Source organism: Verruconatronum alginivorum (assembly GCF_056590205.1).
Window position 1 is genome coordinate 4,611,430 of the sequence record NZ_JBWPVQ010000001.1, and the last position, 20,226, is coordinate 4,631,655.

The window sequence follows — 20,226 nt, forward strand, 5'->3', positions numbered from 1 at the left end:
GCTTTCGAACGCTGCGGCCAACGGTCTTCGGCTTAAAGCACGAAGCTCCGGCTTGGACGTGGCGAAGGGTTCTTTCTGGTAGCATGCCGGCTTTCGCCGGATGAAGGAGCGGCGCTCTTCAGCCGCCGTCGTTGGACGGGCGGAGTTTGTGGCGAACCCTTTGGCCGACGGTCTTCGGCTGAAGCACGAAGCTCCGGCTTGGACGTGGCGAAGGGTTCTTTCTGGTAGCATGCCGGCTTTCGCCGGATGAAGGAGCGGCGCGCTTCAGCCGCCGTCGTTGGACGGGCGGAGTTTGGGGCGAACCCTTTGGCCGACGGTCTTCGGCTGAAGCACGAAGCTCCGGCTTGGATGTAGCGAAGGGTTCTTTCTGGTAGCATGCCGGCTTTCGCCGGATGAAGGAGCGGCGCGCTTCAGCCGCCGTCGCTGGGAAGGGCGGAGTTTGCGGCCGAACTCTTTGGCCGACGGACTTCGGCTGAAGCACGAAGCTCCGGGTTGGGCTCCGCTGCGAGACCCCGGGCCGCCCGTGAACAATAACAGGTGTTGATCTTTGTCGGTTTTAGTCGCCAAAGAGGCGTCGGTTCTCGGATCGAAGAACGCCCACGTAGTTGCGCGAAATGGGGGCAAGGCTGAATGTGCGGGCGGAGCGGCGCAAGCGGTCGAAGATCGCTTCGAACTCTTTCGCGCTGAGTGGGCGCTTTCCGGCGAGGACCGCCGCGACTTGCCAAATGAAGGCGTGCAATTCGTCGCGGGAAGCTCCATCCGGGCGCCGACGCAAGTCGTTGAAGATTTTTTCGAATTCCTGGTCAGACTTGTCGCCGAATTCGTTGCAGAAGGTCAGAATGTGTTGTTCGATGAAATGAAACAGGGGCAGATAATCGCCGGGCGGCATGCGTGGGCCCATTTCCGGCGGACGGCGGTCGCCGCGAAAGAGTCCCCTGAGCGAGTCGACCTGCCAAATCGCGTCATTTTCTCCGTCGGTAAGTTGGATAGTGTTCCGGTCGCTTAAGTTCGGACGTTCGTCGATCACCTCGATGGCGGCTCCGAGTTTCGCGGGATTGAGCCCCTCGCGCTCTACAACCGCCTGGAGGGAAGGATGCAACTCCAGCGTCTTCATCGACTGTTCAATCTTACGGATCTCGTCGTTCATTTCGTGAAAAATACGGGATGCTTGGGCGGATTGACTTGATCTTGCCGGAGGTCCGGAGGCAAGCGTGAATTGAACCTTCCGCCTCGGTGGCGATCGTCGGGCAAGAGGTTCTGACGGGATCTTTGCCGGGCCGATGTTTTTTTCGTGCAGCGGGCGGGGTTTTGGCTCAGGCTGATTCTTTCTTTATGAACCGGGTTTTGAAAATGTTGTTGGACGGGGAGAATCTTTCTCCCGACCAGATGAGCGAAGTTCTCGGCTTGCCGGCCGCTGAAGTGGAGGCGGAGCTGAAGGAGCTGGAGGCGAAGGGCATCCTGCTGGGCTGGCGGCCGATCATCAGCCCCAACGCGGATGTCGAGAACCTGGTCCGGGCCGTTATCGAGGTGAAGATCACTCCGGAGCGTGGCGGTGGATTCAATCGCCACGCCGAGCGAATCAGCCGGTTCGACGAGGTCGAGTCGTGCTACCTGATGTCCGGCAGCTACGATCTGTTGGTGATCGCCCGCGGGCAGACCTTGCACCAGGTGGCGACGTTCGTCAGCGAGCGGCTTTCGACCGTGGAAGGCGTTTTGTCGACCGCGACCCACTTTCTGCTGCGCTCCTACAAGGAGCAAGGTTACTTGCTGCCGGGGACGGGGAACGAGCGCAGTCGTCCCGACATCACGCCGTGAGCCGGGTGCTCGGCGAAGAGCTGAAAAAAGGAGTGAGCATGGATACGCAACGTTTCGTAGCCAAACATATCCTCGGGCTGCCCCGCTCGGGGATCCGGGATTTTTTCGAACTCGTTTCCCAGATGACCGAAGTGATTTCGCTCGGCATCGGAGAGCCGGATTTCGTCACGCCGTGGCACATCCGGGAGGCGGCGATTTTCGCATTGGAAAAGGGGAAAACGAGTTACACCTCCAATCTCGGACTTCCGAAGCTGCGGAAGGCGATCTCGAAATATGTCGAACGCCATTTCGACGTCACCTATTCGCCGGAGCGCGAGATCCTGGTGACGGTCGGGGTTTCGGAGGCGCTCGACATCGCTCTGCGGGCGGTGCTGAATCCGGGAGACAAGGTTTTGTATCATGAACCTTGTTACGTTTCCTACATGCCGTCGATCGCGTTGGCTTACGGGGTGCCGGTGGCGGTCCGGACCTGGGCGGAAGACGGGTTTTCCCTGGATCCGGAGCGCCTGGAAGCGGCTTGGACTCCGGGATGCAAGGTGTTGATTCTCAACTTCCCGACCAATCCGACTGGCGGGGTGATCGACAAGGCCAAACTGGAGCGTATCGCCCGGTTCGCGGTCGAGAAGGATCTGTTGGTGATCAGCGACGAGATTTATTCGGAGCTCACCTTCGAAGGAAACCACACCAGCATCGCCACGTTCCCCGGGATGCGGGAGCGGACGTTATTCCTGCACGGCTTTTCCAAGGCTTTCGCCATGACCGGATTCCGGATCGGGTATGCCTGCGGTCCGGCTCCGTTGATCGAGGCGATGATGAAGATCCACCAATACAGCATGCTTTGCGCGCCGATTTTGAGTCAGGAAGCCGCCTTGGAAGCGCTGGAACACGGGGAGGACAGCGTCGGCCGCATGCGGGAGCAGTATCATCGCCGGCGGGATTATTTCGTCCGCCGGCTGAATGAAATGGGGTTGACCTGCCATTTGCCCGGGGGGACGTTTTATGCGTTCGCCTCGGTCCGCAATACCGGGATGACCGAAAAGGATCTCGCGGTGGAGTTATTGAAAAGCCAGAAGGTCGCGGTGGTGCCGGGGACCGCGTTTGGTGCCAGCGGCGAAGGATTCGTCCGCTGTTGCTTCGCGACCAGTTACGAACTGCTGATCGAAGCGGCCGACCGAATGGAAAAATTTTTGCAAAAAGCCGAGCCGTGTCATGTCTGAGTCCCGAATCGTCGCCCTGGTAGGGCGCCCCAACGTCGGCAAAAGCCGCCTCTTCAACCGGATCGCCCGCAAGCGGATTTCGATCGTCCATGACAAGCCCGGCATCACCCGGGACGTCGTCAGCACGGAGGTCGACGACGACTACACGTTGATGGACACCGGGGGACTCGGACTGGTTTCGGAAGAGGACCGCGCCGATCTGACCGAAGCGGTCGAAGTCCAGGTGCTGGTGGCGGTCCATGCCGCCACGCTGATCCTGTTCGTGGTCGACGGGCGGGATGGGCTGACTCCGCTCGACGAAATGGTCGCCGACCGGTTGCGCCGCGCCGGCAAGGAAGTGGCGTTGGTGATCAACAAAATCGATGACCCCGGGCAGGCGGATCCTTACTCGGAGTTCGCCAAGCTCGGCTTTTCGCGGACGGTTTTGGTTTCGGCCGAGCATGGCCGGGGCGAAGACCGGTTGCGGGAACTGATCGCCGATTCCCTCGGACCCGCTCCGGAGAAGACGGAGGAAGGGGAGAAGCGGATCAAAATCTCGTTCGTCGGTCGTCCGAACGTCGGCAAATCGTCGCTCGGCAATCGTCTGTTGAAATCGGACCGCCTGATCGTGACCGATATTCCCGGCACCACCCGGGATGCGGTGGAGTTGAATCTCGATTATCAAAGCCAGGACGGGGCCGTCTGGCATTTCCGGATGGTCGACACCGCCGGGATCCGGCAGCGCTCGAAATTGAGTTCGCCGGTGGAGTATTTCTCGACCACCCGCTCGGAGCAGGCGATCGCCTCCTCGGACGTCGTTTTCCTGGTCCTGGACGCCCGCGACGGGGTGACGAACCAAGAGCAAAAGCTCGCCGGGCTGGTGTTGGAAAAAGGCCGGGCGATGGTGATCGTGGTCAACAAATGGGATCTCGTCCATGAGGCTTTCCGCGATCAACCGTTGGAAGGATACTCCGACGAACGGGAATTCCGGGAGTCGTTCGAAAAGGCGGTTCGTAAGGAACTGTTTTTCAATCCGGAATCGCCGGTGATTTTCGTTTCGGCGTTGGAAGGATATGCGATGGATCGCTTGTTGAAGGCGGCTCGGAGATTGAATTACCTGCTCGACAAGAAACTGCCGACCGGACGTTTGAACAAACTGCTGTCGGACTTGGCGGCGAAACGGAGTCCCCCGGCGATGAAGGGGCGGCGCTTCAAAATCTACTACGCCGTGCAAACCGGCAACCGGCCGTTCCGGATCAAACTGTTTTGCAACGAAGCCTCCCGGTTGCCGGATAGTTACCGCCGGTATCTTGAAGGAGGATTGTGCGCCGAATTCGATCTCGCCGGGTGCCCGATTCATTTTGAGTTGATCGGGAAGCCGAAACGGAAGTAAGCTTGGGGCTTGGCGCGGGGAATGAAGAACGTTCGTCGCGGCCGATCACTCACATATTTTCGCTTCTCATGATAAGTCGCACGACATACCAGGATGGACCGGCGGTGGAATTGACGACGGACTCGTTCCGTTTGGTGGCCCCTCTTTCTTTCGGCCCGAGAATCATGCATTTCGGTTCGCCGAAAGGGAATAATCTTTTCATCGAATTCAAAAACGAGGAAGGGATGGGGCCGGGGAAAAGTTTTAAACTCCGGGGGGGGCACCGACTCTGGCATGCGCCGGAGCACGCGGTGCGGACTTATCAGCCGGACAATGATCCCGTCGAAATCGATATCCGTTCGAGCGAAGGGAATTTCACGTTGCTGCAAAACACCGAAAAGGCGACCGGTCTGCTGAAGAAGATCGAGGTTTCGGCAGCCGGACCTCGGGCGGCGCGCATCACCCATCAATTGACCAACAAAGGGCTTTGGCCGATCTCGTGCGCCCCGTGGGCATTGACCATGTTCCGGGGAGGTGGACGCGGGGTCATTCCGCTTTTGCCGAAAGGGGAACACCCCCGCGATTTGTTGCCGGAATACAGCTTGGTTCCGTGGCCTTACACCGATTTTTCCTCGCACGGGTGGAGTTTCAACCCAAGTCATATTGGACTGAATACCGCAGCAGTGAAGAGCCCCCAGAAATTGGGAATCACCGGGTATCCCGGTTGGATGGCGTATTGGATCGATGGTGACGTTTTTGTGAAGGCGGCCGCCTATACCCCGGATGGAACGTATCCGGATGGTGGATCGAAAGCCGAAGTCTTTTCGAACGGAGAAATGATCGAACTCGAAACGCTCGGCGAACTGGTATCTCTGAAACCGGATGCCTCCTGCCGTCACGAGGAGTATTGGGGGTTGTTGAGCGGGTTGCCCGAGCCGGTCGACGAGCAAACCGTGGCGAACGAGTGGATTCCGGCGATTGACCAGTGGCGCAAAGAACTTCCGGACGGGAGCAAACCGCAGGGGTGAAGTCGCGGATTGTGTTCATGGGGTCGGATCCGATCGCACTGCCGGCCTTGAATTATTTGGCGAACGAAGCGAAAAACCGGGTGGAGATCGCGGGCGTCTTCACCCAACCCGACCGTCCGGTCGGTCGGGGAAAAAAGATTCAGGCCAACGAAATCAAACAGTGGGCGCTGGCGCACGGTTGTCCGGTGCGGCAACCCGAGAAGCTCGGTCCGGAGGAACACGACTGGCTGAAGGCCGAGCGATGCGACCTGTTGCTGGTGATGGCCTATGGTCATATCTTGCGGCGCTCGTTGATCGAACTGCCTCCCCGGGGGACTTACAATTTGCACGCCTCGCTTCTTCCGAAATACCGGGGTGCCGCTCCAATCCAGGCGGCGCTGGTCGGCGGAGAGGCGGAGACCGGGGTGACCTTGATGCGGATGGTCCGCAAGCTGGACGCCGGTCCGATCGTTGATCAGGAAGCGTTTTCGGTGGAGCGTCTTGAAACCGGTGAAACGGCGGAGCGGAAGATGGCCGCCGCCTGCGTTCCTCTCCTGGAGCGGAATTTGGAGGCACTGTTGGAAGGCGAGGCCTTGGAGCGCGAGCAGGAGGAGGGGCGGGTTACTTATACCCGAAAGCTGGATAAGACGGATGGCGTCTTGGATTTTTCGGCTCCCGCCGTTGAACTGGCCCGCAGGATAAACGCCTTGTATCCATGGCCTGGATGTTTTTTTCCGGTCGGCGATCAGCGGATAAAAATCGGCCGGGCCGACTGGGACGATTCAGAGGTGAAGGCGGAGCCCGGGCGAGTGGTGAGCGACGGCGGGCACGAACTGCGGGTGGCCACCGGCCGGGGGCTCCTTTCATTGTTATTTTTGCAGCGGCCGGGCGGACGGATGTTGCCGGTGTCGGAATTCTTGCGCGGCTTTCCGGTTCCGGCCGGTAGTCGGTTGGAGTCGGTGCCGATGCGCCCGATCGTTGGTTTGGAACCGTTTCCATACATCGGCGGGAAGTAGGCGAAACCCCGATCGTCGGACCGGGGGGACTCCGAGTTGTGCCTAGGCCGGGGTGGTCTACATTAGGCTTGGAGATTTTAAATAATGGCGACGATGTTGATGGGAGAAGCAGGAGCTGAAAGCGTGAAAAGCGGGATCATTCCGGAAACGGTTGCTCCCCGGCAAGTGGCACTGGGCAAGACGCCTCCGTTGAAGGGTTGGACCAAATGCCGCAAGGGAAGCCGGCGGACCTCCGTCGGGGCGAAACGAAGTCCCTTGTGCGCCACGCGAATTACCGGACGACGGCCCGGAGGCAAACGCCGCCGCGTGACGGGAGTTTGAGGCTTGTGGCATGCGCCGACTTTCGCCGGATGTCCATGGAGCAAGACTCGCCTTAAAGCGGGAGGGTGTTGAAGTTTTTGGCCGACGGCGGGGGCGGGGGCTTTTGCGGGAGGTGCTGGGCGAGGAACTCTTCCTGTTTGCGGACAACCCCTTTGATCCCTTGTTTGCCGAGGGCGAGGAGGGCGGCGAGTTCTTCTTCGGAGAAAGTCGCTTCTTCGCCGGAGCCCTGCACTTCGACGTAACGTCCCTGGCCGGTCATGACGATGTTGAAGTCGACCGTGGCGTCTTTGTCTTCGATGTAGTTGAGATCGAGGACGGGCGTCTCCTGGAAGACACCGACGCTGACGGCGGCGACGGAGTCGACGAACGGATTTTCGGTGAGGGCCCCGTCAATGATCGTTTTCTCGACCGCGATCCGGGCGGCAAGGTAGGCGCCGGTGATGGCGGCGGTCCGGGTGCCGCCGTCGGCCTGGAGGACGTCGCAATCGACCCAAAGGGTGTGCCCGGGAAGCTTTTCGAGGTCGATGCAGGCCCGGAGGGAACGTCCGATGAGGCGTTGGATTTCCACGGTGCGGCCGTCGAGTTTGCCCCGGCTGATGTCGCGCTGCTTACGGTCGAGCGTGCTGTAGGGGAGCATCGAATACTCGGCGGTCAGCCAACCGCCGGAAATTCCCTGCTGCCGCATCCAGGGCGGAATCCGCTTTTCCAGGGAGGCGGCGCAGATGACCCGGGTGTCACCGAAGCCGACCAGGACCGAGCCGAGCGCGTGGGGCGCGATGTCCGGCTGGAAGGTGATCGGGCGGAGTTGGTTGGCGCGGCGCTGGTCGGGTCGGACGGACATGGAAGGGAAAATAGACGATAGACGATAGCTGATAGACGATCGTCAATAGACGTTAGAAGTGATAGCTGAACAGCTGAGAGATTATTTGCGTTTGGCTCCGGCGGGTTTCTTGGCTTTTTTGGCCGGGCGGGGAGGGAATTCGAAGCCGATGCTGCCGTTGTCCTTGAGGACGAGAAAGGCGTCGAAGAGCCGTTTGGTGCGGTTGGAGCGGAAGCCCTTCAAGAGGCCGGACTTTTTGTTTTGTAACAACTCCTTGAACTCCTCCGGGACGAGGGCCCGGCCGAGGATGGTGCGGCCGACGCGGAAGGAGCAACCTTCGTCGCCTCGTTTGTAGTTGGCGCAGACGTAGGCGGTCGGGGTCTCGTGGATCGGGCCGTTGTCGAGCGGGCAGGTGGCGATGATCGGGTAATCGGCGAGATTCTCGGCATCCTCTTCGCCGTTCTCGCCGTTGCCGCCGAAATCGAACTTGGCCTTGTTGTTTTCCAGGATAAGGCGGGCGGAGAACGGTTTACCTTTTTTCGAACGGAAACCGTCGATCGGGCCGACTTTGCCTTCCTTGAGCAAGGTTTCGATCTCCTCGTCCTCGAGGCGGCGGTTGCCCATGTTTTTGTAAACGGTCAACTCGCCATCCTGCGAACGGTAGAACCGCATCGCTTCCCGCATCGGTTTGCCGTCGGTGGGGGAAATGAATTTGGTTTCGGGAAGCTCCTCTTCCTTTTCCTCGAAGCCGCGGGTGCGGTCGACCAGTTCGGAGGTGATCTTCTTGATCCCTTCCATGAATTGGTCGCGGGAGAGCTGTCCGTGCTCCATCTGGTGGAGCCGGTGTTCCCATTCGCCGGTCATGGTCGGGCTGGTCAAGGTGTCGACTCCGATGATGCGGAGAAACTCGACCAACTCCTCCGCTTTCGGAGTGGGCGCGAGATCGCGGCCTTCGCGGAGGAGGTATTTTTCGTGGATCAGGTGGTCGATGGTGGCCGCGCGGGTGGCGGGAGTGCCGAGGCCGGAGTCCTTCATCGCTTCGGCCAGTTCCTCGTCTTCGACCATCTTTCCGGCGGTTTCCATCGCCGCCAGTAAGGTCGCTTCATTGTAGCGGGGAGGCGGGCGGGTGGTGTCGTCTTCGGCTTCGACGGAACGGAGTTCCGCCCGGGCTGGAGTGCCGTCGGCGGGAGTCAAGGCCGGGAGGTCGGCGTCGGAGGCCGATTTTCCCTGGACTTCGAGCCAGCCGGGAACGACGAGGACCTTGCCCTCGGTTTTGAAGGCGTGTTCTCCGATCGTTGAGGTGCGGGTGGTGACGTCGTATTCCGCTGGCGGGAAAAAGATTCCGATGAAGCGGCGGCAAACCATGTCGAAAATCTTTTGCTCGTCGTCGCTGAGCGAGCCGCGGAAAGTGCCGGTCGGGATGATGGCAAAGTGGTCGCTGACCTGGGCGTTGTTGAAAATCCGTTTGTTGCCCGGCTTCACCCAGTCGTTTTCCAGGACCTTGTGGGCGTGTCCGGCCAGCGGGCCTTCGAAGGCGCGGAGAACGTCGCGGACGGTTTGGCCGTAGTCTTCCGGAAGGGCGCGGGAATCGGTTCGCGGGTAGGTGAGGACCTTGTGGCGCTCGTAGAGGGCTTGGGCGACCCGGAGGGTTTTGCCGGCGGGGAAGCCGAAGCGGCCGTTGGCCTCCCGCTGGAGCGTGGTCAGGTCGTAGAGACGACCGCACGCTTGGCGGGTCCGTTTCTTTTCCTCGGTGACCTCGGCTGGTTTGCCGGTGATCTCGGCCACGATTTTTTCGGCGGCCTCTTTTTCCCAGAGGCGGTCGGCCCGGTCGTGGGCGTCGTCGCCCTTCTTGAAGGCTGGCTTTTGGTAGAGGCCCTCGTATTCGCCTTCGGTGATCTGGAAGAGCCCCTTGATCCGCCAGTAGGCCCGGGGTTCGAAGGCCCGGATCGCCTTTTCGCGGTCGACCACCATGGTCAAGGTGGGAGTCTGGACGCGGCCGACGGTGGCGACGTTTTGGATGCCGAACATCCGTTTGGTCAAGGCGCGGGTGCCGTTGATCCCGATGAGCCAGTCGGATTCGCTCCGGCAGCGGGCGGCGTCCTGAAGCGGTTTCATCTTTTCGCCGTCGCGCAATTCCTCGAATGCCTTCCGGATGCCGGTGTTGGTCATGGAGACCATCCAGAGCCGTTTCACCGGGAGCTTCGATTTGGCGAGGTCGTAGATGTATTGGAAAATCAATTCCCCCTCGCGCCCGGCGTCGCAAGCGTTGATGACGCAATCGACGTCGTCGCGTTTGAGAAGTTTTTTGAGTTCGTTGAACTTCGCCTTGGTCTTCTCGATCGGCTTCAGTTGGAACTGGTCGGGGATGATCGGAAGGGTTTTGAGACTCCAAGCCTTCAGCTTTTTGTCGATGTCGTCGGGCATGAAGAGCTCGACAAGGTGACCGACGGCGGAGGCGATGATGTACTCGTCATTTTCGTACCAATCATTCTTCTTCGGAACCTTGCCCAACACGCTGGCGAGATCGCGGGCAACGCTTGGTTTTTCGGCAATGACAAGTTTTTTCATAATGTGACGGTTCCGACGACCGGGAGGACCGGACGCCGGATAAATGGAAGGAGGAGAGGGGAAGTCCTACGGGTTTTGATCAGCTTTTCTGGGCGAGACGATCGAGGGCGGTGTCGAGGTTGGCGAGGAGTCCGCGGATGGTCTCCTCGGTCTCGTCGCCCATGTTGGAGATGCGGAAAGTCTTTCCTTTAATCTTCCCGTAACCTCCGTCGATCACGCAGTTGAAATCGGATTTGAGGATTTTATTGAGCGCCCCGAGATCGATGTCTTCGCTGTTGCGGACGCAGTTGAGGGAAATGGAACCGAATTCTTCCGGCGGGAAGAGTTCGAGGCCGCGGCCTTTCACCCAGTCGCGGACCAGGCGGTTGAGGTGGGCGTGGCGGGCGAAGCGTTGGTTGAGTCCTTCGGCGAAAATATCCTCCAGCTTGGAGCGGAGGGCGAAGATGTGCGGAATCGTCGGGGTGCTTGGCGTCATCCCCTTTTCGTGGTTGCTCAGGAACTCGAGAAAGTCGAAGTAGTAACCGCGGTCGGGCAAGTTCTTCGTCCGAGCGAGGGCCCGCTCCGACACGGAAATCAGGGCGAGGCCGGGAGGCATGGCGAGCGCTTTTTGCGAGCCGGTGAGCATCACGTCGATGCCGAGTTCGTCCTTCTTGATCGGAAGGGCGGAAAAGGAGCTGACACAGTCAATGATGGAAATCACCTCGGGAAACTCCCGGAGGACCGCCATGATTTCGGCCAGCGGGTTCATAGTGCCGGTCGACGTCTCGTTGTGGATCAGGGTGATCGAGTCGAACTCGCCGGTGGAAAGTTCCCGCCGGATCGCCTCGGGGTCGATCGGTTGACCCCATTCGAAGCGGAGTCCTTTGGCCTGTTTGCCGCAGCGTTCGGCGACGTCGTTCCACTTGTCGGAGAAGGCGCCGCTCATGCAGTTGAGCACCTTTTTGGCGGTGACGTTGCGCAGGGAGCCCTCCATGACGCCCCAGGCGCTGCTGGTGCTGAGGAAGACCGGATCCTTGGTGAAGAACAGCTTTTGGAGGTTCGGCTGGATCGACTGGTAAAGCTCCACGAAATCGCTGCTGCGGTGGCCGAACACCGGCGTGGTCATCGCCCGGTAGGTTTTTTCGGAAACCTCGACCGGGCCGGGAATGAAGAGTTTGTAGCTCACTTTGCGGATTTTTTGATGATCTTTTGGTTATGGTCGCCGAGGACGATCACGTGCGGTTTCCAGGTACTGGCCTCCTTCTCGTCCATCCAGGCGAAAGCCATGATGGTCAACAAGTCGCCAATCTTGCCCAGGTGGGCGGTGCCTCCGTTCAGACTGAACTTGCCGGAACCGGCCGGGGCGGGAATGGCGTAGGTTTCGAAACGGGCCCCGTTGGCGATGTTGCCGACTAGGATCTTTTCGAACGGTTGGAGGTTGGCTTGCTCCATCAAGTCGCTGTCGATGGCCAGACTCCCCTCGTAATTGAGGCTGCAATCCGTCACCTCGGCGCGATGAATTTTCGATTTTACCAGTTGAAGTAGCATGGAATAGGTCCTTGCGTAAACAGTCTTAACAAGCCGGAAAGCTTCTCTTCGTCAACAAACAATCCGACAATAACGCCATCGCCCCGCCGAAAACAGTCGAAAAACCGCGCTGGAGTCCGCCTCGTTAGACCCCCCATCCGAAAGGGGTTTGCAGCGACCGGACTGGCTCGGTGACACACCCCACCGCTCTAGCGAGCGGTCCCCCCCTCTCAAGAGGGGATCTTTTTGTAAGCAGTTCCCCTCTTAAGAGGGGGGGACCATGCGCGAGCATGGTGGGGTGTGTCACCGCTGTTTCAGCCAAGCGAACGCCCGAAACCCTTTTTTGGATGGGGTCTCGGTGGGGTTCCGGTTTTTGCCGGTCTTTTCCCGACGCCCGGACCGCATAAATGCAGAACTCCAACGAGCGGAACTTAACCCGTTGCGGAAACTCGACAAACGGCTTTCTGGCGGTTTGATTGGAACGTTTCAATTATGACGACGAAAATTCGAATCGGAATCGCCGGGTATGGGAATCTCGGGCGGGGAGTGGAGGCGGCGATCGCGCAGAACGCGGATATGGAACTGACCGGGGTCTTCACCCGGCGGGACCCGGCTTCCGTCGAGACGCTCGGCCGGGAGACGCCGGTTTTCTCGATGGATGATTTGGACGCCTCCCGCGACCGGATCGACGTCTTAATTCTGTGCGGCGGCTCGAAAAGCGACCTGCCGGAACAGGGGCCGGCGTTGGCGGCGCGCTTCAACACGGTCGACAGTTTCGACACCCACGCCAGGATTCCGGAATACTTCGCGGCGGTCGACGCCGCCGCCCGGGGCCGCGGCACGTTGGCGGTGATCGCCGTCGGCTGGGATCCGGGGATGTTTTCCCTCAACCGTCTCTACGGCGAGGCGATTTTGCCGGTTGGCAGCACCTACTCGTTCTGGGGAAAAGGAGTCAGCCAAGGCCATTCCGACGCCATCCGCCGGGTGTCGGGCGTCGCGGGCGGCGTGCAATACACCCTGCCGTCGGAGAAGGCGATCGAGGCGGTGCGGTCGGGGAAAATGCCGGAGTTGACCACCCGGGAGAAACACACCCGCGAATGCTACGTGGTCCTGGCGGACGGAGCGGATGCGGCGGAAGTCGAGCGGGCGATCGTCACCATGCCCGATTATTTCGCCGACTACGACACCACCGTTCATTTCATTTCGGCCGAGGAGCTTCGGCGGGACCATTCGGCGATGCCGCACGGCGGATTCGTCATCCGGAGCGGACGGACCGGCGAGGGGAATGTCGAGACCGTCGAGTATTCGTTGAAGCTCGACAGCAACCCGGAGTTCACCGCCAGCGTGTTGGTCGCTTACGCCCGGGCGGCATGGCGGTTGAAACAAGCTGGGGAAAGCGGGGCGCGCACGGTTTTTGATATTGCTCCGGGATTGCTCTCGCCCAAAAGTCCGGCCGATTTGCGGAAAGAATTATTATGAGCTCGATACCAACCGAATTCGCGGGTGTGACCGCGTTGACCAAGGCCAACGTCTATTACGACGGAAAAGTCCTCAGCCATGCGCTGGTGTTTCCGGACGGCTCGCGGAAGACGCTCGGGATCATTTTCCCGGGCACCTATCATTTCGGCACCGCCGCCCCGGAGCGGATGGAGGTCACCTCCGGCGCCTGCCGGGTGAAGCTCGACGGTGAAAACGATTGGAAAACCTACGGGGAAGGGGCGGCGTTCGAGGTCGCGGGAGACTCCGGTTTCGACATAACCGTCGAGGACGGGATCTGCCAATACGTTTGCTCGTTTCTGACCTGACCGGGGCCGTTTGGAGTGCGCGCCGCGTCCCGGTTGGGGCGGTCGGTAAAAACGGGGGAAAGGGTTGGACTTCCCCCCGGATGCACTCTTAATTTCTTGGTTTCGGATGTTCAGGAAAGCCCGCCTATATCTCGACTCGCGGCTTGCCCGGTTCGCCGAGTTCACGGTCGATGTGATCTACGGACGGCGCCACGGCAAGCGCGCCGCCGTGTTCGGGGCCTTTCTTTACGGACCGTCGCTGATTTACAACCTGGTCGTCCAGGCGCGCCTCTGGTTATATAAGAAGCGGATTTTCCACGACCAGCCGCTCGGCTGCCTGGTGGTGGTGGTCGGAAACCTCACCGTCGGCGGCACCGGCAAGACTCCGGTGGTCGAAAAGTTCGCCCGTTCGCTCGCCGAGCGGGGACGGAAAGTCGCGATCCTCAGCCGCGGTTACAAGAGCCGTCCCCAACCGCTTTGGCGACGGCTCTGGAGGCAACTCAGCCACGGCAAGCTCCCTCCCCCGAAAGTGGTGAGCGATGGCAAAACCGTTCTGCTCGACTCCGAAACGGCCGGGGACGAGCCCTTCATGTTGGCCAAGAACCTCCCCGGGGTGTTGGTCATCGTCGACAAGAACCGGGTGGCCAGCGGTTCCTATGCGATCCGCAAATACGGAGTCGACACGCTGGTGCTCGACGACGGCTTCCAATATCTGCCGTTGAAGGGCCGGTTGAACCTGTTGTTGATCGACAAAACGAACCCGTTCGGCAACCACCAACTCCTGCCGCGGGGGATTCTCCGCGAGCCGGTGAAACACCTGAAACGGGCCTCCTACATCTTTTTGACCAAGTCAAACGGCGTGCCCGATCCCGGTTTGGAACGTCTGATCCGGCGTTACAACAAGCGGGCGGAAATCATCGAGTGCGCCCATAAACCGCAATTCCTGCAGGGGGTCTGGACCGACGAACGTCTGCCGTTGGAAACCTTGAACGGGAAACGGGTTGGGGCCTTCAGCGCCATCGCCACCCCGGAAAACTTCGAGCAATTTCTCCGTGATTTCGGCGCCAGCGTGCTTTACACCAAGCGTTTCCTCGATCACCATCGCTTCAGCGCCGAGGAGTTGGAACAGATTTTCTCCCAAGCGGAGGAAGCGAAACTCGATTTCCTGGTGACGACCGAAAAGGACGCGGTTCGGTTGCCCTCGGAGAAGTTGAGCGAACTTCCTTTGTATTATTTGCGTCTGGAAATCGACATTATCTCCGGCGTGAACGATTTTGAGGAAGCGGTTTCCCGCATCTGCTTCTCCTCGCTCCCGGCCGGAGCAGGCGCTGCCGGGAAATGACGCGCCGACTCTCCACCACAACTACAATGAACGACCCACGCTACCAAAAACTGGCGGAAACCCTCACTGTTTTCTCCACCCGACTGAAAAAGGGCGACAAAGTCCTGATCGACGCTTTCGACATCCCCGACGGCATGGTGATCGCCCTGATCCGGCAGGCGCGCTCCATCGGCGCCATCCCGTTCGTCAACATCCAGCGCGCCCGGATCGGCCGCGAGTTGTTGCGGGAGGGAGTCGAAGAACAGTTTTCCCTCACCGCCAAGGTGGAACTGCAGCGAATGAAGTCGATGGACGCCTACATTGCGCTCCGCGGGGCGGAAAACATTTTCGAAAGTTCCGACGTCCCGGCCGAACGGATGAAAACCGCGATGCGCGTCCTCCGTCCGGTGCTCGATTGGCGAGTGAAAAAGACCCGTTGGGTGGTGACCCGTTGGCCGACTCCCTCGATGGCCCAGCAGGCAAAGAAAAGCACCGAGGAGTTCGAAGACTTCTTTTTCCGGGTCTGCACCCTCGACTACGCCCGGATGCAACCGGGGATGAAGGCGTTGAAGGAGTTGATGAACAAGACCGACCTCGTCGAAATCAAAGGCCCCGGCACCGATCTCCGGTTTTCGATCAAAGGTATCGGCGCGGTTTCCTGCGGGGGCACCCACAACATCCCCGACGGCGAAGTTTTTTCCTGTCCGGTCAAAAACAGCGTCGAAGGCGAAATCACCTTCAACGCCCCGACCATTTACCAGGGGACCTCGTTCGAGCGGATCCGTCTCGTGTTTGAAAAAGGAAAGGTGGTGGACGCCACCGGCACTAACACCGAACGCCTCAACGAAATCCTCGATTCGGACCCCGGCGCCCGTTACATCGGCGAGTTCGCCCTCGGTTTCAACCCCCACATCCGCGAGCCGATGCACGACATTCTTTTCGACGAAAAGATCGCCGGATCGTTCCATTTCACTCCCGGCCAAGCCTACCAGGAAGCCGACAACGGCAACCGCTCCCAAGTCCATTGGGACATGGTCTGCATCCAACGCGAAGATTACGGCGGCGGCGAAATCCATTTCGACGGCAAACTGATCCGCAAAGACGGCCTCTTCGTCCCCGCCGCCCTGAAGAAGCTGAATCCCGACTATCTCCTCAGGTAACGCATCTCCTATTCCACCGACGGGGGACGGACAGCCTCGCGTGGAAGCAGGTGCGAGAAACTCCGATTGAGACAGGCCAACCGTATTGGCATTTCACGCGACAAAGAAATTAACAGCTGTTAGTTTTTTTGTCGCGCAGAGGAGGGGGCGTTGCGGAGGCGATTGCCGAGGGCGGCCCGAAGGGCGAGGCGTTCTTTCCAGAGTTTGCGACCGGGGTAATGGCGGGGAAGGAGTTCGGCCGGCAGGAAGGGATCGATTTCAAGGATCTGCTTCCAATGCGACTGCTCCAGCGCGGCCCAGTCTTTGAACGCTTCGGAATCGATTGGTGCGTCGGAGAGGAATTTCTTTCCCCGTTCCAGCGAATTTGCCAAGAAGGCCCACGCGCGTCGGATGGCTCCGAAATCCCAGCCTTCGTGGACCATTTCGGAAGGAGCTTCATGCCCGGTCGTTCGTCCTTCGAAGAGGAGCAGGGACGAAGGATGACGATCACCGGACAGTTTGTTCCGGATCTCATCCAATGGATGGGGCGACAGCCAGACGCTTCCTTGCAGACACCCGAGGCCATGTTCTCGCAAGACGGTTCGCAACCGGGCACGCGGGGCCTGGGGCGAGGCCGGAAGATCAAACATCAGCAGGCGCCATCGTCCATCCCAGGCGCGGGACCAGTGCATTTCGGGATCTTTGCCGCCAAGGGCCGCGAGCCGGCCTTTCGGAGTCAATCGATAGATCCGGTCGGCTTTGCCGCCTGGCTGACGTTCGAGAAAAGCTTCCGCTTCCAGTCGTTGCAACTGACGCAACATTCCGTTGCGGGCCGCCCAGGCTTCGGAACTTTCGTTGGAATAGCGGAAGGAGGGGCGGAACAGTTCCCCGGCAAAGGAGAACAATTCCCAGAGGAGTAGTTCGGTTGAGGCACGCATGATGCATGAATTATAGGTAACCAAATGTTCACTTCGCGACAAAAAAAGTAACACCTGTTAGTTTTTTTGTCGCGAAGTGAGGGGGGGAAGGTGGGGTCGAGGGGGGAGCTTATTCTGAGAGGGCGGGTCGGGTGGTGGAGGGGGGAGTTCTCCGGAGTGCGGGAAGCATTTGCCGGAGGCCGTCGTGGGGGCTGAGGAGCCAGGCGAGGGCGAAGAGGAGGGAGCCGGCGACGACCATGGCGGGGGCGATCGAGGAATTGAGGAGGAGGGAGAGATGGATGCCGCCGACGGCGGCGAGAATGGAGTGGATCAGGCTCAGCAGGAGCCGGGTGAGGAGGCGCTGGGAGAGGAGGGCGGCGGTAGCGCCGGGGAGGATCAGCATCGCGATCACCAGGATCGCCCCGACCGCTTCGAAGGCGCTCACCACGATGACCGACAAGACCGCCATCAGCGAATAATGCATCACCCGGGCGTTGATGCCGAGGGCGGTGGAGAGGTTGGGGTCGAAGGAACTGATCAGCATTTCCTTGTAGAAGAGAGCGATCAGGGCGGCGGTCGCCAGGAGGACCAACGCCATCCGGACGACCGAGGGCGGGCCGAGGGTGAGTCCGGCGATCTCGACGAAGGGAGCCTCGTAGGCGACCCAGCCGATTTCGCCGAAGAGGACGCATTCGGCGTCGAGTTCGATGGTGCCCGCGAAAAGACTGATCAGGATGACGCCGAAGGCGAAGAGGCAGGAAAAGGTGATGCCGATGGCCGAGTCTTGTTTGATCCGGGATTTGCCGTGGATGAATTCGATGAGGACGGTGGTCAACATTCCGGCGAAAAGCGCGCCGATGAAGAGGGCGATCGAGCCGCGGGTCTGGGTCAGGAGAAAAGCGATGGCGATTCCGGGAAGGACGCTGTGGCTGATCGCGTCGCCGATTAATGCCATGCGGCGGAGGATAAGATAATTACCGATCAAGCCGCAGGCGGCGGTGACGAGAAATCCCATCAGTCCGATCCAGCCGAAGAGGTGCAACTCCTCGCGCCAGGGGCGGACGAAGACATCGTACCAGGAAAAGGGTGGCAGGAGGTCGATCATCGGGTGGTTCGGTCGGTATCGGCCGAAGGGATACGGCCTTGGTGGATGTCGATGGAGCTCGGGATCAGTTTGCCATGGGGGTCGACGGCGGCGTGGCCGAGGCGTCGTTCCAACCGGCGGACGGTGTCCTCGCTGAGAATGTGTTCGATTCGTTCGGCGTCGTCGTGGACGTGGTCGGGGGCGAGTTCCACGGCGTTGGTCAGGTAGAGTTCCCAGAGGCGGTGGTTGCGGACGATGGAGGCGGCCCGGCGCCATCCCCGTGGGGTGAGGTGGGCGACGCGCGCGTCATCGGAAAGGGTGATCAAACCGACCCGGCGGAGGGCGGCGAGGCGGGCGCGGGCCTCCTCTTCGGTTTCGCGGCGATGTTCAGCGAGTTCGCGCAGGGAGACCCCGGGGGTGTTGAAGTTTTGTTTTTCGAGGACGTGGTAGATCGCTTTGAGCGTGTTTTCCCGGGCGGTTCGTTTGCGTCGGGCCAGTTGGCGCCATGCGCGCATCGCCACTCCGTGGCGGGGGCTGAAGGCGAAGGCGGTGAAGAAGAAGAGTCCGGCGGCAAGGACCATGAACGGCCCGGTGGGGAGGTTGTTGCCGAGATAGGAAAGGAACGCGCCGGTGACTCCGGAGGCGATGCCGATCACGGCGGCGAGCAGGATCATGCGGGACATCCGTTCGGTCAGGAGGTAGGCGGTGGCGGCGGGGATGATCAACATGGCGGAGACCAGCACCACGCCGACCGCTTGCAGGGAGATGACGACCGAGAAGGCGAGCAGGAGCATCAAGGTGTGGTGCATCAGGCGGGCCGGGACACCGCTCAGGCGGGCGAAGGCGGAGTCGAAGCTGCTGACGAGGAATTCCTTGTAGAAGAGGGTGAGGAGCAGGATGACGATGGCGGCGACGACGGTCATCAGGCGCAAGTCCTCGGGGCCGATGGCGGCGGCGTGGCCGAAGAGGAAGTCGTTGATTCCGCTTTGGGTCCCGATCGGGAGTTGTTGGGTCATGGTCAGGAGGCAGGCTCCGACAGCGAAATAGCCGGCGAGGACCATCCCGAGGGCGGCGTCCTCTTTCAGTCGGGTGGTGTGGGTGATGAAGGAGACGGTCATCGTCCCGGCGAGTCCGGCCAAGGTGGCGCCGATGAAGATCGCGAGCGGATCTTTGGTCATGTTCCAGAGGAAGCCGAGGACGACGCCCGGGAGGACGGCGTGGGAGAGGGTGTCGCCCATCAGGGCGAGGCGGCGGACGACGATGAAGCTGCCGAGCATCCCGCAGGTGAGACCGAGGAGGATCGAGCCGAAGAGGGCGTAGCGGACAGCGGGGTCGCGGAAGGAGAAGAAGCGGCGGATTTGTTCGAGAACGTCGACTTCGCCGAGGTCGCCGATGCGGGCGGCTTCGGCGGGGAGGGCGCCGAGGAGGAGGAAGAGGAAGAAGAGGAAGAAGAGGGGGAATAGACGATAGACGATAGGCGATAGACGATGGGGGACGGAGGGGGGATTGGCGTTTGGCCGGGTCGGGTGCATGGCAGGGCTGCGGGCCGGGTCAGCCTTGTTCTTTGACCTCTTCGGCGACTTCGGAGAGGATGGTGAGGCGGCCGCCGTAGGTTTGCTGGAGGAGGTCGTGGGTGAAGACTTCGGGGGTCGGCCCGGAGGCGACTACCCGCATGTTGAGCAGGACGAGGCGGTCGAAGTAGGCCCGGGCGGAGGCGAGGTCGTGATGGACGACGATCAAGGTTTTGCCGCGGGCCTTCAGTTCCTGGAACAAGGTGACGATGGCGGCCTCGGTCGCGGCGTCGATGCCGGCGAACGGTTCGTCCATGAAGTAAAGATCGCTTTCCTGGGCGAGGGCGCGCGCGAGGAAAACGCGCTGTTGTTGTCCGCCCGAGAGATTGGAGATCTGGCGGTTGGCGTAAGGAAGCATGTTGACCTTTTCGAGGCATTCGCGGGCGATCTCGTGGTCGCGTTTGCCGGGACGGCGGATGAGTCCGAGCCGTCCGTAACGTCCCATCAAGACCACGTCGAGGGCGCTGACGGGGAAGTCCCAATCGACCGATTCGCGCTGGGGGACGTAGGCGACTCGGGAAAGGTTTTTCCGGGCTGGTTTGCCGAAGATCTTCACCCAGCCGCTGCTGACCGGGACGAGGCCCATGACCGCTTTGATCAAGGTCGACTTCCCGGCTCCGTTGGGGCCGACGATTCCGACCAGTTCGCCCGGGGGGATGGTGACGTCGACTCCCCAGAGGACCGGCTTTTTGTGGTAGGCGACGGTCAAGTCGTGGATTTCGAGCGGGATGGTGGAATCGTCCGTGCTCGTTTTTCCGTTGCGGGAGATCGGTGGATCGCTCGGCATAA

General features: G+C 60.6%; 18 protein-coding genes. 9 read left to right on the top strand and 9 right to left on the bottom strand.

The genetic code is table 11. From position 1 onward, the window contains the following. Positions 1-556 precede the first annotated feature (556 nt). Positions 557-1,147 (bottom strand): hypothetical protein, encoded by a 591-nt coding sequence (locus ACWUI2_RS16630; protein ID WP_486983975.1) that lies wholly within the window; start codon positions 1,145-1,147, stop codon positions 557-559. Positions 1,148-1,332: 185 nt separating this feature from the next. On the opposite strand from ACWUI2_RS16630, the gene ACWUI2_RS16635 reads away from it, so the two are divergent. From ACWUI2_RS16635 to fmt, 5 genes are all read left to right on the top strand, one after another. Continuing rightward, positions 1,333-1,815 (top strand): Lrp/AsnC family transcriptional regulator, encoded by a 483-nt coding sequence (locus ACWUI2_RS16635; protein WP_486983976.1) that lies wholly within the window; start codon positions 1,333-1,335, stop codon positions 1,813-1,815. Between the two features lie 38 nt (positions 1,816-1,853). Further along, positions 1,854-3,032 carry an aminotransferase class I/II-fold pyridoxal phosphate-dependent enzyme gene (locus ACWUI2_RS16640; protein WP_486985073.1) on the top strand — a complete coding sequence of 393 codons (1,179 nt, stop codon included), beginning with the start codon at positions 1,854-1,856 and terminating at the stop codon, positions 3,030-3,032. Further along, on the top strand, positions 3,025-4,404 hold the full coding sequence (gene der, locus ACWUI2_RS16645) for a ribosome biogenesis GTPase Der (RefSeq protein WP_486983977.1): 1,380 nt from the start codon (positions 3,025-3,027) through the stop codon (positions 4,402-4,404). Before ACWUI2_RS16640 ends, der begins: the two co-directional genes overlap by 8 nt. 68 nt (positions 4,405-4,472) lie before the next feature. After that, positions 4,473-5,411, top strand: a complete 939-nt coding sequence (locus ACWUI2_RS16650; RefSeq protein ID WP_486983978.1) for a hypothetical protein — start codon at positions 4,473-4,475, stop codon at positions 5,409-5,411. Next, complete coding sequence (fmt, locus tag ACWUI2_RS16655; protein ID WP_486983979.1) at positions 5,369-6,406, top strand: methionyl-tRNA formyltransferase; 1,038 nt, start codon at positions 5,369-5,371, stop codon at positions 6,404-6,406. Before ACWUI2_RS16650 ends, fmt begins: the two co-directional genes overlap by 43 nt. Positions 6,407-6,779: 373 nt before the next feature. Here the strand turns inward: fmt and rph are convergent, their stop codons facing one another. The 4 genes from rph to panD all read right to left on the bottom strand — a co-directional run bounded on the left by rph (position 6,780) and on the right by panD (position 11,642). After that, positions 6,780-7,568, bottom strand: a complete 789-nt coding sequence (gene rph / locus ACWUI2_RS16660; protein ID WP_486983980.1) for a ribonuclease PH — start codon at positions 7,566-7,568, stop codon at positions 6,780-6,782. An 81-nt stretch (positions 7,569-7,649) separates the two neighbouring features. Next, positions 7,650-10,115 carry a DNA topoisomerase III gene (locus ACWUI2_RS16665; RefSeq protein ID WP_486983981.1) on the bottom strand — a complete coding sequence of 822 codons (2,466 nt, stop codon included), beginning with the start codon at positions 10,113-10,115 and terminating at the stop codon, positions 7,650-7,652. A gap of 79 nt (positions 10,116-10,194) precedes the next feature. Then, positions 10,195-11,280 carry a pyridoxal-phosphate-dependent aminotransferase family protein gene (locus ACWUI2_RS16670; protein ID WP_486983982.1) on the bottom strand — a complete coding sequence of 362 codons (1,086 nt, stop codon included), beginning with the start codon at positions 11,278-11,280 and terminating at the stop codon, positions 10,195-10,197. Next, positions 11,277-11,642: an aspartate 1-decarboxylase gene (panD, locus tag ACWUI2_RS16675; protein WP_486983983.1), complete on the bottom strand. Its 366-nt coding sequence runs from the start codon at positions 11,640-11,642 to the stop codon at positions 11,277-11,279. Before panD ends, ACWUI2_RS16670 begins: the two co-directional genes overlap by 4 nt. Positions 11,643-12,113: 471 nt before the next feature. Between panD and ACWUI2_RS16680 the strand changes: the two genes are divergently transcribed. The 4 genes from ACWUI2_RS16680 (at position 12,114) to ACWUI2_RS16695 (ending at position 15,886) form a co-directional block, all read left to right on the top strand. Then, positions 12,114-13,100 (top strand): diaminopimelate dehydrogenase, encoded by a 987-nt coding sequence (locus ACWUI2_RS16680; RefSeq protein ID WP_486983984.1) that lies wholly within the window; start codon positions 12,114-12,116, stop codon positions 13,098-13,100. Continuing rightward, on the top strand, positions 13,097-13,426 hold the full coding sequence (gene ppnP / locus ACWUI2_RS16685; protein ID WP_486983985.1) for a pyrimidine/purine nucleoside phosphorylase: 330 nt from the start codon (positions 13,097-13,099) through the stop codon (positions 13,424-13,426). The genes ACWUI2_RS16680 and ppnP overlap by 4 nt, the downstream gene beginning before the upstream one ends. A 106-nt stretch (positions 13,427-13,532) precedes the next feature. Further along, complete coding sequence (gene lpxK / locus ACWUI2_RS16690; RefSeq protein WP_486983986.1) at positions 13,533-14,747, top strand: tetraacyldisaccharide 4'-kinase; 1,215 nt, start codon at positions 13,533-13,535, stop codon at positions 14,745-14,747. A 26-nt stretch (positions 14,748-14,773) separates the two neighbouring features. Then, positions 14,774-15,886, top strand: a complete 1,113-nt coding sequence (locus ACWUI2_RS16695) for an aminopeptidase (RefSeq protein ID WP_486983987.1) — start codon at positions 14,774-14,776, stop codon at positions 15,884-15,886. A 119-nt stretch (positions 15,887-16,005) separates the two neighbouring features. On the opposite strand, the gene ACWUI2_RS16700 is transcribed toward ACWUI2_RS16695, so the two are convergent. From ACWUI2_RS16700 to ACWUI2_RS16715, 4 genes are all read right to left on the bottom strand, one after another. Further along, a complete protein-coding gene (locus ACWUI2_RS16700; RefSeq protein ID WP_486983988.1) occupies positions 16,006-16,803 on the bottom strand; it encodes a PaaX family transcriptional regulator C-terminal domain-containing protein in 798 nt (265 codons plus the stop codon). Between the two features lie 109 nt (positions 16,804-16,912). Then, positions 16,913-17,887 carry a metal ABC transporter permease gene (locus ACWUI2_RS16705; protein ID WP_486983989.1) on the bottom strand — a complete coding sequence of 325 codons (975 nt, stop codon included), beginning with the start codon at positions 17,885-17,887 and terminating at the stop codon, positions 16,913-16,915. After that, positions 17,884-19,398 carry a metal ABC transporter permease gene (locus ACWUI2_RS16710; RefSeq protein ID WP_486983990.1) on the bottom strand — a complete coding sequence of 505 codons (1,515 nt, stop codon included), beginning with the start codon at positions 19,396-19,398 and terminating at the stop codon, positions 17,884-17,886. The genes ACWUI2_RS16705 and ACWUI2_RS16710 overlap by 4 nt, the downstream gene beginning before the upstream one ends. A 19-nt stretch (positions 19,399-19,417) precedes the next feature. Beyond that, positions 19,418-20,224, bottom strand: coding sequence for a metal ABC transporter ATP-binding protein (locus ACWUI2_RS16715; RefSeq protein ID WP_486983991.1), 807 nt, complete (start codon positions 20,222-20,224; stop codon positions 19,418-19,420). Positions 20,225-20,226 lie beyond the last annotated feature (2 nt).